Origin of the sequence: Lentzea nigeriaca (assembly GCF_016907955.1) — a bacterium.
GTDB lineage: Bacteria > Actinomycetota > Actinomycetes > Mycobacteriales > Pseudonocardiaceae > Lentzea > Lentzea nigeriaca.
Genome location: NZ_JAFBCX010000006.1, coordinates 77,840 through 91,812 on the forward strand (window position 1 = coordinate 77,840; position 13,973 = coordinate 91,812).

The window sequence follows — 13,973 nt, forward strand, 5'->3', positions numbered from 1 at the left end:
CAGTGCCTCACGGCACCTTGTCGACTACCTGCTCAGCGGATCACCTCGACCGGCGGCATAACCGTGGTTGCCGTACTGCATGCTCCACGCTGGCATCCGCACGCCGCGTGTCGAAACACAGGGAACCATGCCGGCTGGATTGACGCTGAGCCGGGCAGCGACAGCTCGATCAGGTGCAAGGAGGTCTGTCTAACCTGTCCGGTGCGCCTCCCCTGCGCTCTTACCGCACTGGCCTTTGGCGAACGAGAAGGAGTGTGAGGCACCATAGACAAGGCCGATCGCGCAGCTCTGACGACCGTCGACCACTACAAGGCCGCCTGACTTCACCAATGGCGGCGGCTCCGCCCGGTGTCAGCGGATCCGAGTTGTACTCCGATCAAGTGACAGGCCAGTGTTCAACTATCAGCCCGTCCCCTCACTGAACCACTGGTCGGGACTGTTCCCTTCTGTTGTGTGCCGTGCCGGGGCGCTCTCCAACGAAGGCCTCTGACCTGCACAGACAGGTCAGAGGCCTTCTTGCGTCTGAGTGGACCGGCGCGGCACGAGCGCCGGCTGCACGACTCGGCGCCGTTTCACGCCGGTGCGGTCGTTGATGAGGGCGATCAGCAGGTCGACCGCCTCGGCGCCCACCTGGTCCGGGCGGAGGCTGACGGTGGTGACGGGTGGGGTCGTCGTCGCGTAGTCCGAGTCTTCGCTGATGCACGCCACCAGCAGGTCGTGCGGTATCCGGAGGCCGTGTTCGCGGGCGGCGGCGAGGATGTTGTAGCCGGAGTCGGAGTAGACGCCTATGACGGCGTCCGGGCGGGGGGCGCGGGTCAGCAGGCGGGTCACCGCGGCTCGTTCGGCGGTGAAGTAGTCGGGCAGGGTGGCGTACTCCTCCACGAGGGCGGGCGTTCCCCGTTCGGCGCACCAGGTCGTGTAGGCGTGGCTGATCTGGTGCGGGTAGGCGTCGTCGTGGAGGGGCAGGGTCAGGCCGATGTGCTGGGCGCCGGCCTTGGTGAGGTGGTCGAGCAGGAGGCGGAGAGCCGCGTCGTGGTCGGCGTCCACCCAGGCGTCGCCCCAGCGCGGCTGGGGTGGCCGGCCTTCGCTCACCATCGGGATGCCGCGCTCGCGCAGGAGGGTTCGGACCGGGTCGTCGGCTCGGGGGGCCGCGTGGATGACGCCGGCCAGCGGCGTGTTGAGCCACATCCACGGGGACAGCGAGCTCGGCATCACCATGAGGAGGTAGCCGCGCTCGTGTGCCGCGGCCATCGCGCCCAGGGCCAGTTGGGCGTAGTACGGGATTTCGGTGTACGGGACGGGCAGGTCGCCGTAGGTCGTCATCGTCAGGCCCAGCACTCCGGTGCTGTCGCAGGACGTGCTGACGGGGGCGTAGCCGAGTTCGCGGACCGCGGCTATGACGCGTTGTCTGGTCGCCTCCGAGAGGCGGCCGGTGCCGTTGAGCGCGTTCGACACCGTGGCCGTGGACACCCCGGCCAGTGCGGCCACCGCGCCGAGCGTGGGACGCGTGCTCTTCATGTCCATTCCCGACAGCCAGGTACAGCTTGTGGTTAAGACGTTAATCACGCACCGTACCGGCGACAGCGGCTGGTACGGCCGCCGGGCCTGGTGTGTCATGTGGACAAGAGGGGACGCGGTGGAGGCGAGGATTTCTCAGGTGCGGCAACGCGCTGTACCTCCCGTCGTTGCGGCGCGATGGGCATTGTGGACGTTCGTCGTCGTCAACCTGGTGATCGTCGAGGTTCTGTTCTTCACGGCAGGGGCCGGCAAGAACGGGGTGCTCACGGTCGCGAAGTTCGTCGGCATGCACGCCGCTGTGCTGATGCTGTTCCAGCTGCTGCTGGTGGCTCGGCTGCCGTGGCTCGACCGGCGGATCGGCATGGACCGGTTGACGGTGTGGCACCGGTGGGTGGGCTTCACGCTGCTGTGGACCATCCTCAGTCACGCCGTGCTGGTGGTGCTGGGGTATGCGACGCTCGACGACGCGTCGATGGGCAAGACGTTCCTCGCGCTGGCCGGAGTGCCCGCGTCGCTGCTCGGGATGTGCGCCGCGCTGATCATCGTCGTGGTCGGTGTCGTCTCCACCCGGAACGTGCGGCGGCGGTTGCGGTACGAGACGTGGCACGGTCTGCACCTGATGCTGTACCTCGCGCTGGGGTTGGCGTTCGTCCACCAGTTGCTGGAGACCACGACCTTCAAGTCGTCCGTGCCCGCGAGGCTGTACTGGTGGGCCCTGTGGTTGTTCGCGTTCGGTGCCCTGGTCGTGGGGCGGATCGTGATGCCACTGTGGCGCAACGCCCGGCACCGGTTCGAGGTCGCGGCGGTCGTGCCGGAGTCGGACAACGTCGTGTCGGTGTACGTCACCGGTCGTCACCTCGACGAACTGCCCGCGAGGCCCGGTCAGTTCTGCGTCTGGCGCTTCCCCGGACACCGCCACTGGTGGCTCGCGAACCCGTTCTCGCTGTCGGCGGCGCCCGACGGCAGCACGCTGCGGCTCACCGCCAAGGCGGTCGGCAGCGGCAGCGCCGGGCTGCGGAACCTGGCGGTCGGGAGCCGCGTGTTCGTCGAAGGGCCGTACGGGGCGTTCACCTCGTTGCATCGCACGCAGCCCGGCGCACTGCTGATCGCCGGAGGTGTGGGGATCACACCGATTCGGGCGTTGCTGGAGGAGGAGGGCGCCGGCGATGTCGTCGTGCTCTACCGGGTGCGCAGCGAGAGCGACGCCGTGCTGGCCGACGAGGTGCGAGCCCTGGTCGCTGACCTGGGCGGGCGACTGCACCTGCTCACCGGCCGCACGGCGGACGGGGCGTCGCCGTTCGAGCCGGGCGCACTGCGTGACCTGGTACCCGACATCACCGAGCGGGACGTGTACGTCTGCGGCCCGGTCGCGATGACGTCGGCGGTGCTGGGTGCCCTGAAAAAGCTGAACGTTCCCGACCGGCAGGTGCACTCCGAGCGGTTCGGTCTCGCCTGACGGCACTACCGCCAGGTGGTGGCCACGTAGGTGTCGAAGCTGGTGGCCGGGCGGCCCAGCAGACGGGCGATGTCGTCGGTCGGGGTGGCCAGCAGGCCGTTGCGCATGCCCTCGAACATCGCGTTCAGCTCTGCGGTCTCGGGTTCGGGAACGCCTTGGGCGAGCAGGAGTTCGCGGTACTCGTCCGGGGTCAGCTTCACCAGTTCGGCGGTGGGAGAGATCTTCTTCAGCGCTGCGGCGAAGGTGATGGCTTCGGGGCCGGTCAGGTCGTAGGTCCGGCCGTCGTGCTCGCCGGACGACATCAGGGCCAGTGCGGCCACTTCGGCGATGTCCTGGACGTCCACGAACGGCTCCGGCGTGTCGTCGACCGGAAGGGACAGGCGGCCCGCGCGGACCTCGGACTCCCAGATGTCCTCGGAGAAGTTCTGGTTGAAGTTGTTGGCGCGCAGGACGGTCCACGGCAGGTCGCTGCCGTGGAGTGCCTGTTCGGCCGCGCGCATGCCCGCGAAGAACGGCGGCGGGACCTCGTCGAGGCCTCGACCGGAGAGCAGGACCAGGCGGACGCCTTCGGCCTGGGCGAGTCCGACGAACGGGGTGGCTGCGGCCGGGTCGTGCGGGGCGATCACGTAGGCCGCGGAGACGCCGTGCAGCGCCGGCTGCCAGGTGGACTCGTCGGACCAGTCGAAGCGGACCGCGCTGGTGCGGGAGGCCGGACGGACCTTCGCGCCGGACTCCTCGAGGGCACGGACAACGCGGCGGCCCGTTTTGCCGGTGGCGCCCAGGACAAGGATTTCGTGTGACATGGGTTCAGCCAACGCCACGGAACCCAGATCGACCATGCGTGAGAGTTCATCGATGATGTTCGATCGTATGGTGGTAGGCATGGAGGCGTTCGACGAACTGCTGCGCGGGGTGCGCGCGGACGGGGCCGGTGTGCGCCGGGTCGAGGTGGACGGCACGGAGGTGGTCTCGGGCCTCACGTTGTGGGCGGTGGCGTCGGGGACGCTGCGTGTTCTGGGACAACCGGCGACGGCCGGGGACATCGTCGTGGTGCGGGAAGCCGTTGCGGTGGAAGGGCGTGCGACGGTCGTCAGCGGGACCTACGACGTCATGGGGGCGGTGGCGCGGCGACTCACGGCGGTGTTGCCTGCCGCGTTGGTGGTGGCCGGGTCCGAGGAATGTGCGGCGTTCTATTCGAGCGTGGGCACCGATGGACCCGGTGTGGTGGCGGATCGGCTGCTGGACTGGATGATGGTGTGCGCGTTGCGGGACTGGTTCGACCGCGAGCACCGCGGTGGGTGGCTGGCCGCACTCGGAGACGAGGTGGTCGGACCCGTCCTGCGGGCGATGCACGCGGAGCCGGCGCGGGTGTGGACGTTGGCGTTGCTGGCCAGGGAGGCCGGGGTGTCGCGGACGACGCTGGCCGGGCGGTTCGCGCGGCTGGTCGGGGTGCCGCCGTTGACGTATCTGACCCAGTGGCGGATGGCTGTGGCGGCCGATCTGCTGGCCGAATCGGGGGCGACGGTGGCCTCGGTGGCGCGGCGGGTCGGGTACGCGGACGCGTTCGGGTTCAGCGCCGCGTTCAAGCGCGTGCTGGGGATGAGTCCGAGCGAGTGCCGTAGCCGGTGCGCCGCGAGCGCGTGAGCACCCGGGAAAGTTGGTGATCAGTGGTCGACCTGCTTCGGCATGCGACATCTCCCATCTACTACCGCGTGCTCGGCCGGTTCGCCGGCACGCTCAACCAGCTCGCGATCGACAAGCTCGAACTCGAACCGGGCGAGGCCGTGCTCGACATCGGCTGCGGGACCTGGGCGTTGACCCCCGCGCTCGCGGAAGCCGTTGGGCCGCAAGAACGTGTGGTCGCGCGGACCCGGACTACAGCCCGCGCATGGTGGACGTCGCGAGGCAGCGGGCCGCCAGGTGGCAGAACGTCGAGGTGTGGCTGGCCAAGAACACCAGGACGACGCGGTACCTGCGAGCGGCCTACCGCAGGATCGCGGGCTTCAAGGCGAGACCACGACCGCGGTCATGGCCAGGAAGCTCACGGACAAGGCCACGGGTTCGGTTTGCACACCTTGCCGTCCTGCGGGATGACCGCGCCCTGAGGAACGCCGCCGGTGATGCGGACGATCTCGTCGTTGGACACGCTGAACGTCTGCTGCATCATCACCGGGGCCGGGGCGCCCGCCGCCTCACACGGGCGGTGGCCCTGCCCGAAGGCGTGACCGGTCTCGTGGTTGACCATGTACTGGCGGTACGAGGTCAGGTCCGGCAGGTAGGCGACGGCGCCTCGGAACCAGCGGGCCGCGCTCAGGAACACGAAGCTGCCGTCGCGGCACGAGACGTCGACCGGGATCTCGAAGCCGCACACCGAACGCGCGGTGTTCTGCGAGGTCAGCCTGATGCGCACCGAGGCGGGGCCGGACACGCGCTGGACCGAACGGGCGCCGCGGGCCGTCCAGCCGCGAGGATCGGCGAGAGTGGCGTCCACGAAGGACGCGAAGGCCTGCTCGTCGACGGTGATGCCGTCCTCGACCTCGACGGCGTAGGTGCGCAACGGACCCGTGCCGACGACCGCGCCGGATCCCGGAACGACGTGGAACGTGCCGGTGCCGGACGCCGGGAAGTCAGGCCCGTCGGGCAGGTCCGAGCTGGAGGCGTAGACGCGCGCCGGTGGTGGCGCGAAAGAAGAAGCAGCCGGAGCAGCAGAAGGTGTCGTGGATGACGGCGTCGTGGTCGGGGCGGCCGCCGGGGACGTCTCGCCTGGCGGCTGCACGGTGGTGAGCAGCAGGGCGGTCAGTGCCATCGCCCCCAAGACCAGATGCACCTTCATGACGGCAACGCTCGCCGGAACTGATGAAGAACCTGTTTACGTCCCGCTTGACTGTCGTGAAGGACTGCATACTGCTGTGGTGTGTGCCCACATCCTCGTGGCCGAGGACAACGTTCACCAGGCGGAGCTCGTGCGCCGGTACCTCGAGCACGACGGGCATTCGGTGGTGGTCGTGCACGACGGGCGGGCGGCGATCGACGAGACGCGGCGGCGCAACCCCGACCTGCTGGTGCTGGACGTGATGATGCCGGTGGTGGACGGCATCGACGTGATACGTGCGATCAGGACCGAGTCGGACGTGCCGATCGTCCTGCTGACCGCGCGGTCCACTGAGGACGAGGTGCTGCTCGGGTTCGATCTCGGGGCGGACGACTACATCACCAAACCGTTCCGGCCGCGGCAGATGGTGGCTCGCGTGCGGACGATCCTGCGGCGCGCCGGACGGGCCCGCGAGACGAACGCGACGGTGCTGAAGGTCGGTGCCCTGACGGTCGACCCCATCAGGCACGAGGTGCACATCGAGGACGAGCTCGTGAACCTCACGCCCGCGGAGTTCCGGTTGCTCGCGAAGATGGCCGCGCAGCCGCAGCGGGTGTTCACGCGTGAGCAGTTGCTGGAGGACGGGTTCATCACCGCGCGCACGGTGGACGTGCACATGATGAAGCTGCGGCGCAAGATCGAGCGGGATCCGCGGCGGCCAGAGCGGCTGCTGACGGTGTACGGGATCGGGTACAAGCTCGTATGAAAAGCCTGCTGGTCCGGTTCTTCCTGTTCTCACTGGTGATCGCGGCGTGCTCGATCGCGGTCACGGCGTGGCTCGCGAGCCAGGCGACGACCGGCACGATCCGGCAGGAGCAAGGAGAGGCGCTCGAGACGGACGCGCAGATCTTCGACGAGGTGGTGAAGTACGCGGCCACGCACGACAGCTGGGCGAACGCACAGTCCGAAATGGACAGAATCGCGCGACAGCACGGACGCCGCATCGCGCTGGTCGACCGCAACGGCAAGAAGCTCGTGGACACCGGGGACGCGAACTCGCCGCAGCTGCCCATCACGCCCAAGGCGATCGTCGACCCGCTCAACGTCGACGGCAAGATCGACGCGAGGGCGGTCGGGCCGTTCAAGCTCACCGACGAGGAGTTCCGCACGCTGCACGCCTATGCCAGGCAACTGACGGCGTGCAACCCCAACATCAAGATCGTGGACGCGCCCAACGGACGGCCCCGGCTCTCCAACGACCAGCCCGGCAGCCTCTCGGTGTGGGAGGACTGCACGGTGGGCGACCGGCTGTACACGCTCACGGCGACGGAGACGGCCGCGTACGAGCAGTTGCAGAAGCTGTTCGCGGACTGCCTCGCCAAGCTGCCGGGTAACGAGCACGTCATGAACAAGCGACCGGGCTTCGTGACGTTCGACTGGGAGATCACGACGGTCCGCGACTCATCGCCAGAGGTGGGGGCGTGCATGGACAGCGCGCGCCGCACCCAGCTGGAGCCGTACGTCGCAGGCCCCGCACACCTGTACCTCACCTCGACGACCGGCGAGGAGCCGAGATCGATCGACCTGTCGACGACGGGCGTCACGCGGATCACGTTGGTGGCGCTGGGAATCCTCGCGCTGGCCGGGTTCGCGTCGTGGATCACCGCGACGCAGTTGGTGCGGCCGATCCGCGCGCTCACCGCCGCCACGAAACGCACGGCGGAGGGCGACCGCACCGCACGGGTCGACGGCGGCGCGGGCGAGATCGGCGAGCTGGCCAAGTCGTTCAACGCGATGTCCGAGAAGCTCGCCGAGACCGAACGGCAGCGGCAGGCGATGGTCAGCGACGTCGCCCACGAGCTGCGCACCCCGCTGGGCAACATCACCGGCTGGCTGGAGGCGACGCAGGACGGGCTCGCCGAACCGGACCCGCACCTGGTCGGCATGCTGCTGGAGGAATCCCTTCTGCTGCAACGACTCGTGGACGACCTGCACGACCTGGCGCAGGCGGACGCGGGCACGCTCAAGCTCCACCCGGAGCCGATCGCGCTCGACGACGTGGTGGACCAGGTCGTGAACGCGCAGCAGAACCGCGAGATCCTGCTGCGCGCCGCGACCACGCCCGTCAACATCACGGCCGATCCGGTGCGGCTGCGGCAGGCGCTCGGCAACCTCGTCGCGAACGCCGTCCGCTACACCCCGCCCGGCGGCGAGATCGTCGTGCGGCTCTTCCAGGACCAGAGCAACGCCGTCCTGGAAGTCGCCGACACCGGCACCGGGATCGCGCCGGACGACCTGCCGCACGTGTTCGACAGGTTCTGGCGCGCGGACAGGTCCCGCAGCCGCACCACGGGCGGCAGCGGGCTCGGCCTCGCGATCACCCGGCATCTGGTGGAGGCTCACGGCGGCACGGTGTCGGTGACCAGCACGCTCGGCGAGGGTTCGACGTTCCGCGTGGAACTCCCGCTGTGACCGATGAGTTCCGCCGGGCACGACGGTCTACCTGATCGAACCAACGGGAGGCAGTCATGATCACGCACTTCGTCCACCAGTCGGCCGACGGCTTCATCGAGGGCCCGAACGGCGAGTTCGACTGGCCGCTGATGGGCCCGGAGATGTCCGACCACTCGCTGGAGCTCTCCGGCCAGGCCGACACGCTGCTGTACGGGCGCAAGGTCTGGGACATGATGTCGTTCTTCTGGCCCCAGGCCGAGCAGCTCGACCAGTCCGAGCACACGCTTCGGTACGCGCCGATCTGGCGCGAGTCGCCCAAGGCCGTGGTGTCGCGGACGCTCACGGAGGTCGGCTGGAACACCCGCGTGTTCCGCGACCCGGCCGACCTGCCGGACGAGCGGATGATCCTCTTCGGCGGGTCGACGCTCGCCGCGAGCCTGACCGAGCGGGACATGATCGACGAGTACCTGATCTTCGTCCACCCGGTCGTGCTCGGCGGCGGCAAGCCTGTCTTCCAGCACCCCAAGCGGTTCGACCTCACGCTCACGGAGTCGAAGATCTACGACGGCAAGGTCGTGATGCTCAGGTACCAGCGGTGACGAGGTCCATGTTGATCATTCCGGCTGCCTGGGCGCCCTGCGCGGCGGCGACGATCACGATGGCCGCCGGGTCCGTGACGTTGCCCGCCGCGTAGACGCCCGGCACGCTGGTGCGCCCCTTGTCGTCGGTGCGCACGAACGAGCCGACCGGTGTCTCCGCGGTCTCGGCACCCAACGCCAACAGGAACTCGTCGCGCGGCTTGACCGGCGCCGAGTACACGAGCGCGTCGGCCGGAACGCGGCGCGAACCGGAGATCACCGCGACAAGGCGGTCGTCGTCCACCTCGATGCCGTCCACCGACGGCACGTGCGTGACGTCGTCCGACCACTGCCGCACCAGCGCGACCTTCATCTCCTCGCCGAACACGACGAGCTTCTGGTCGCGGACCTCGTAGCCGTGGCAGTACGGGCAGCTGAAGACGTCACGACCCCAGCGCGCCCGCAGGAAGTCCGGCACCTCGTCGACCAGGCCGGTCGCGAACAGCAGCCGCTTCGCCGTGACCACGCGGTCCGTCAGCTCGACCGCGAACCCGTCGTGGGTCTTCGTGACGCCGTGGACTGTGTCGTTGACGATCTCTCCGCCGTACCCCTCGACCTCGGCGCGACCGTGCTTGAGCAGGTCCAACGGCGAGAGGCCGTCACGAGAGAGGTAGTTGTGCATGTGCGCGGCCGGCTTGTTGCGCGGCTCGGCACCGTCGACCACCAGCACGCTCCTGCGCGCCCTGGTCAGGACGAGAGCGGCGCTGAGCCCGGCCGCTCCCCCACCGATGATCACCACTTCGTGTTCCATGACCCCACAGTGCGGTCGACAGTTCGAATTTGGCAACGTAAGTTGCCGTTATGGCAACAACCGTGGGGCAAAGGCTCGCCGCGCTGCGAGCGGAGCACGACCTGACGCTGGCGACGTTGTCCGAGATGACGGGCATCTCGAAGTCGACGCTGTCCCGGCTGGAGACCGACCAGCGCAAGCCGACGCTGGAACTGCTGCTGCCGTTGTCGCGTACCTACCAGGTGTCGCTCGACGACCTCGTGGGCGCGCCGGAGGTCGGTGATCCACGGGTGGTCATGAAGCCGCGCCGGCTCGACCACGGACGCGTCGGTATCCCGCTCACCAGGTCGATCGGGCCGCTGCAGGCCTGGAAGATGATCATCAATGACCCCGTGCTGCACGAACCGCGCGTGCATGAGGGCTACGAGTGGTTCTACGTGCTGAGCGGGCGGGTCCGGCTGCGGATCGGCGACAAGGAGGTCGTCCTGCGCGCGGGCGAGGTCGCGGAGTTCGACTGCCGCCAGCCGCACGCCCTCAGCAGCGCGGACGGCGCCCCGGCCGAGATCATCAGCCTGTTCGGCAAACAGGGAGAACGCATTCACACCCGCGCGGCCCCACCGAAGCAGTCATAGTGGAGCCATGTGCCGAAACATCCGGGTGCTCCACAACTTCGAACCGCCGGCGACGCCTGACGAGGTGCAGGCCGCGGCGCTGCAGTACGTGCGGAAGGTGAGCGGGGCGGCGAAACCGTCGGCGGCGAACCAGGCCGCGTTCGACAAGGCGGTCGCGGCGGTGGCGGCCGCCACCCAGGAACTGCTCGACGCGCTGGTGACGACGGCGCCGCCGAAGGACCGCGAGGTCGAGGCTGCGAAGGCGAAGGCCAGGGCCGCGGAGCGCTACGGACGTTAGCCGCGGACGCGGGTGTCGAGGTACATGCAGATCAGCTTGGCCGCGACGCCCGCGGAACCGACGATGAACGCCTGGTCGGGACCGAGCGTGAGGGCGATGGCCCACAGCAGCAGGGCGATCAGCACGAGGATGACCGTCACCTGCGCGGCGTGCGGCCACCGCGCGGGGCGGACGAGCCACCTCGTCGGCTGCCGCGGCTGCGGAACTTCCACGTCACCCGCACTATCGGGTGAACGCTCCGCTTGGACCGCCATCTCGCTCCTTGCTCCGATTGCTCATGCTGGACCCATTCTCCCGAGTTGATCTTCTACGGAGTGTTACTTCTGCTTGTCGTGCGGTGAGCGTTGCGTGAGCATCGCCGAACGGCAGACGAACGGTCATCGCCGTGATCGGCTGCAGGTTCGTCACCGTCCGTTTACAGATTGGGGTCCAGACCACCACATTGAGTGTGCTCGGTGGAGCAGTGACTCAACTCCAGGTAGTCGTTACACCGTTCGGAGCAGCGCCGTTTTTGTCGGACCCCTCGGATAACGTCAGGTGAAGAGAGCGGTACGAGGGGAGAAAGCGTTGCCGGACAACAACGTCAGCGTCACCGCACTGTCGTTCACCGAGTACGTCATGAGCGGCCAGCGTGGACGCATCAACATCGTGTCGGAGCAGCGGGGGATGTACCTGACCGACGACCCCAAGGTGTGCGGGTTCTACAACCCGATCCGCGACGCCATGCGCCGAGCGGTCAACTCGACCGAACCTGAACTGGAGCTGAAGAAGGCGATCCTGAACGCCAACCGGACGGGGCAGCCGCGAGCGTTCGAGGAGATCGCCGACGGGTTCCTGCCCTGGCTCGCGTCGTTCAAGGCCACCGGCGTGCCGGTCGAACTGGCGACCTACCGGGTCGGCGACCTCACGCTGAAGGTCCGCCCGCACCTGGGGTTGCGCAAGAAGGACGGGTCGACCTACGCGGTGCTCGTCCACACCAAGGAGGTGCCGCTGACCAGGGAGGCGGCGAACGTCGGGCTGCGGATCCTGCAGCACACCATCGAGGACACGCTGCCGGGGGCGACGCCGATGGTGCTCGACGTGCGGCGGGGCAAGGCCTACCAGATGCCGGCGCGGACGAACCTCGGGAAGCTGGACGTGCTGATCGCCGCCGAGGCGATGGGGTACGTGACGCACTGGCAGCTGTCCGGGCTGTTCGAGTCGGTGCGCGCGGTCTAGGGGGTGAGGCGGCGCAGCCCGTCCGGGGGGTCGGGCTGCGCCGTTCCGCTGTCGGCACAGTTCTCGGTGCGATCTCGGCTGCGGCACCGGACAACTCGCCGTGCCGCTGTCGAAGCAGGTCAGGCACGTGGTCGTCGTTGACCCGGAGCCGGCCAGGCCCTGCACTGGACGGACCACGAACGGCTGTTCCGCGAGGCGGACACGGGGAAGTTCGCGATCATCGCGAACGGGACGCCGCTCCGGCAGCACCGGCGATCCGGAAGGTGCTGGAGCAGTGGCTGGGCCGCCGGATGACCGCCGGCGCTACGCGAGCGCGTCGAAGGCGGCCGGGTACACGCCGCACGAGTGGACGGTCGGCTACACCCACGAGCACACGATCGAAGAGCTGGCGGGCAGCCTGTTCTCCGCGATGTCGCCGGAAACGCTGCCGTCACCGCAGGACCGTCCGCTCTTCAGCGAGAAGCTCCAGAAGGTCCTGCGCGCCGACACCTACAGCGAGCCGATCACCGTGACCGTGCTCAGCACGCTTTGATCATCGCGGCCAGCGCGTCGTGCTCCGCCTGGTCCACCGTGAGCTTGTAGGTGATCTTCACCGAGATCCAGTGCTGCGCATAGGTGCACCAGTAGGCCTGCACCGGCGGCTTCCACTTCGCAGGGTCCTGGTCGCCCTTGGCGCGGTTGGTCTTCGCGGTCACGGCGAGGAGCTGGATGCCGCCGAGGTCGTTGGCGAACGCCTTGCGCTCGTCGTCGGTCCACTTGTCCGCACCCGACCGCCACGCCTCGGCCAGCGGCACGGTGTGGTCGATGTCGACCTCACCGGCGTCCTTGATCACCACGTTGTCGTAGGGACTGTTCCAAGTGCCCGAAACGACCTTGCAGTCCTTGTCCGACTTCACGTCGGTGCCCTGACGCTGCAGCACGATCTCCCTGGTGTCGCAGGAGTTTCCCTGCGAGGCCCAGTGCGGGAAGCGGTCACGGCTGTAGCCCGCCATCTTGCCCTCCGGCGCGATCTGCAACGCGCCGAGATCGGACGAACCGGTCGGAGCGGACCCGGTGGGCGCGGGCTTGTTCTCCTTGGAGGACTGGAGATTCGTCAGGTACCAGCCCACGGCCACGAGCAGCACGAAAACCACCAGGGACGTCACCGCCGCGCGATTCATGCGCCCATGATCGAGCATGCCGATCACAGACCGATCAACCGGCCCGCGATCGGCATGTCGTCGTTATGGACGGGACGTCAGGTAGCCGCCCATGTTCTTGAAGTACTCGTGGGCCTTGAGCTCGGTCCCGTCGGCGGTGCGAACCTTCTTGACCAGCAACGCCTTGCTGCGGCCACGCCGGGCCTCCGCTCCGGCGACGATCGCCACGCCGTCGCCCTCGCGGTAGAAGATGCGGCCGGGAGTGCCGCCGTAGACCGCTTCGGACACCTCCGCCTCGATGATCTCCAGGCGCTGCCCGCGGTGGAAGCAGAACGCGCTCGGGTACGGCGCGCACTGCGCCCGCACCAGGCGGTCGAGCTCCTCGGCGGTCCAGGTGAAGTCGATCCGCAGGTCCTCCTCGGCGCGCTTGTGGAAGAACGAGGCCTGCGAGCGGTCCTGCTTGACGAAGTCGGTCCGGCCGGACGCGATCTCGGCGAGGCCGTCGACGGTGATCGGGCCGAAGAGCTCCAGCGTCTTGGCGAACAGGTCCGCCGTCGTGTCGCGTGGACCGACCGGGACCGACCGCTGCAGCACGATGTCGCCGGCGTCGAGCGTGTCGTCCATCATGTGCGCCGTCACGCCGACCTCCTTCTCGTCGTTGAGCAGCGCCCAGATCAACGGCGAGAAGCCCGCGTACTTCGGCAGCAGCGAGTCGTGCACGTTCAACGTGCCGTGCCTGGGCAGCGCGAAGACCTGCGGCGGGATCCACGTGCGCCAGTTGCAGGCGACGATCACGTCGGGGTCGGCCGACTTGAGCTTGTCGAGCAGCTCCTGGTCCTCCGGACGCTCGCGGACGACGACCTCGACGCCGTTCTCGCGAGCCAGGTCCTCGACCGAATCGCTCCAGATCTTCTCGTACGCGCCCTCACCCCTGGGGTGGGTCACCACCAGGACGACCTCGTGCTCGGACGCCAAAAGTGCCTGCAGGGTGCGGTGACCCCAGGTCTGGAACCCGAACATGACGATCCTCATGGGGTGTCCTCCTTCATTCCGAGATACGGTCAGGCTAACCTAACCAGCGGCTTGCCAGGGCAGCTTA

General features: G+C 68.5%; 18 protein-coding genes. 11 read left to right on the forward strand and 7 right to left on the reverse strand.

Translation table 11 applies throughout. The features are described 5' to 3' along the window. The first annotated feature begins 63 nt into the window (after nt 1–63). Nucleotides 64–258, forward strand: a complete 195-nt coding sequence (locus tag JOD27_RS47190; RefSeq protein WP_204764092.1) for a WhiB family transcriptional regulator — start codon at nt 64–66, stop codon at nt 256–258. Between the two features lie 246 nt (nt 259–504). Here JOD27_RS47190 and JOD27_RS21665 read toward each other — a convergent pair whose 3' ends face one another. Continuing rightward, on the reverse strand, nt 505–1,518 hold the full coding sequence (locus JOD27_RS21665) for a LacI family DNA-binding transcriptional regulator (protein WP_204764093.1): 1,014 nt from the start codon (nt 1,516–1,518) through the stop codon (nt 505–507). Between the two features lie 139 nt (nt 1,519–1,657). Between JOD27_RS21665 and JOD27_RS21670 the strand changes: the two genes are divergently transcribed. Continuing rightward, the gene (locus tag JOD27_RS21670; RefSeq protein WP_307830251.1) at nt 1,658–2,974 is read left to right on the forward strand and encodes a ferredoxin reductase family protein; all 1,317 of its coding nucleotides are present in this window, start codon (nt 1,658–1,660) and stop codon (nt 2,972–2,974) included. Between the two features lie 5 nt (nt 2,975–2,979). On the opposite strand, the gene JOD27_RS21675 is transcribed toward JOD27_RS21670, so the two are convergent. Then, entirely contained in the window at nt 2,980–3,777 is a 798-nt protein-coding gene (locus JOD27_RS21675; protein WP_204764095.1) for an NAD(P)H-binding protein, read from the reverse strand. A gap of 79 nt (nt 3,778–3,856) precedes the next feature. Between JOD27_RS21675 and JOD27_RS21680 the strand changes: the two genes are divergently transcribed. Further along, complete coding sequence (locus JOD27_RS21680; RefSeq protein ID WP_239568222.1) at nt 3,857–4,618, forward strand: AraC family transcriptional regulator; 762 nt, start codon at nt 3,857–3,859, stop codon at nt 4,616–4,618. A gap of 68 nt (nt 4,619–4,686) precedes the next feature. After that, entirely contained in the window at nt 4,687–5,079 is a 393-nt protein-coding gene (locus JOD27_RS47195) for a hypothetical protein (RefSeq protein WP_372441723.1), read from the forward strand. On the opposite strand, the gene JOD27_RS21690 is transcribed toward JOD27_RS47195, so the two are convergent. Next, a complete protein-coding gene (locus JOD27_RS21690) occupies nt 5,016–5,807 on the reverse strand; it encodes a DUF3152 domain-containing protein (RefSeq protein WP_239568225.1) in 792 nt (263 codons plus the stop codon). The genes JOD27_RS47195 and JOD27_RS21690 overlap by 64 nt on opposite strands. A 79-nt stretch (nt 5,808–5,886) precedes the next feature. Here JOD27_RS21690 and JOD27_RS21695 point away from each other — a divergent pair, with 79 nt between their 5' ends. Genes JOD27_RS21695 through JOD27_RS21705 form a run of 3 tightly spaced genes read left to right on the forward strand, consistent with a single transcriptional unit; the run spans nt 5,887 to nt 8,839 of the window. Then, nucleotides 5,887–6,552, forward strand: coding sequence for a response regulator (locus JOD27_RS21695; RefSeq protein ID WP_204764098.1), 666 nt, complete (start codon nt 5,887–5,889; stop codon nt 6,550–6,552). Beyond that, nucleotides 6,549–8,258, forward strand: a complete 1,710-nt coding sequence (locus tag JOD27_RS21700) for a sensor histidine kinase (RefSeq protein WP_204764099.1) — start codon at nt 6,549–6,551, stop codon at nt 8,256–8,258. The genes JOD27_RS21695 and JOD27_RS21700 overlap by 4 nt, the downstream gene beginning before the upstream one ends. 56 nt (nt 8,259–8,314) lie before the next feature. Then, nucleotides 8,315–8,839, forward strand: a complete 525-nt coding sequence (locus JOD27_RS21705; protein ID WP_204764100.1) for a dihydrofolate reductase family protein — start codon at nt 8,315–8,317, stop codon at nt 8,837–8,839. On the opposite strand, the gene JOD27_RS21710 is transcribed toward JOD27_RS21705, so the two are convergent. Beyond that, on the reverse strand, nt 8,823–9,629 hold the full coding sequence (locus JOD27_RS21710) for an NAD(P)/FAD-dependent oxidoreductase (protein WP_204764101.1): 807 nt from the start codon (nt 9,627–9,629) through the stop codon (nt 8,823–8,825). The two genes, JOD27_RS21705 and JOD27_RS21710, sit on opposite strands and share 17 nt — an antisense overlap. 50 nt (nt 9,630–9,679) lie before the next feature. Here JOD27_RS21710 and JOD27_RS21715 point away from each other — a divergent pair, with 50 nt between their 5' ends. Continuing rightward, nucleotides 9,680–10,240 (forward strand): helix-turn-helix domain-containing protein, encoded by a 561-nt coding sequence (locus JOD27_RS21715; RefSeq protein ID WP_204764102.1) that lies wholly within the window; start codon nt 9,680–9,682, stop codon nt 10,238–10,240. Nucleotides 10,241–10,247: 7 nt separating this feature from the next. Then, nucleotides 10,248–10,517 (forward strand): DUF2277 domain-containing protein, encoded by a 270-nt coding sequence (locus tag JOD27_RS21720; protein ID WP_112228380.1) that lies wholly within the window; start codon nt 10,248–10,250, stop codon nt 10,515–10,517. Here JOD27_RS21720 and JOD27_RS21725 read toward each other — a convergent pair. Further along, entirely contained in the window at nt 10,514–10,771 is a 258-nt protein-coding gene (locus JOD27_RS21725; protein ID WP_204764103.1) for a hypothetical protein, read from the reverse strand. The genes JOD27_RS21720 and JOD27_RS21725 overlap by 4 nt on opposite strands. 283 nt (nt 10,772–11,054) lie before the next feature. On the opposite strand from JOD27_RS21725, the gene JOD27_RS21730 reads away from it, so the two are divergent. Both JOD27_RS21730 and JOD27_RS21735 read left to right on the forward strand, forming a co-directional pair. After that, a complete protein-coding gene (locus tag JOD27_RS21730) occupies nt 11,055–11,735 on the forward strand; it encodes a hypothetical protein (RefSeq protein ID WP_307830252.1) in 681 nt (226 codons plus the stop codon). Nucleotides 11,736–12,009: 274 nt separating this feature from the next. Further along, the gene (locus JOD27_RS21735) at nt 12,010–12,267 is read left to right on the forward strand and encodes a hypothetical protein (RefSeq protein WP_204764104.1); all 258 of its coding nucleotides are present in this window, start codon (nt 12,010–12,012) and stop codon (nt 12,265–12,267) included. Here JOD27_RS21735 and JOD27_RS21740 read toward each other — a convergent pair. Next, nucleotides 12,254–12,895 (reverse strand): HNH endonuclease family protein, encoded by a 642-nt coding sequence (locus tag JOD27_RS21740; protein WP_204764105.1) that lies wholly within the window; start codon nt 12,893–12,895, stop codon nt 12,254–12,256. The genes JOD27_RS21735 and JOD27_RS21740 overlap by 14 nt on opposite strands. A 63-nt stretch (nt 12,896–12,958) precedes the next feature. Next, nucleotides 12,959–13,906, reverse strand: a complete 948-nt coding sequence (locus tag JOD27_RS21745; protein ID WP_204764106.1) for a methionyl-tRNA formyltransferase — start codon at nt 13,904–13,906, stop codon at nt 12,959–12,961. Nucleotides 13,907–13,973: the final 67 nt, after the last annotated feature.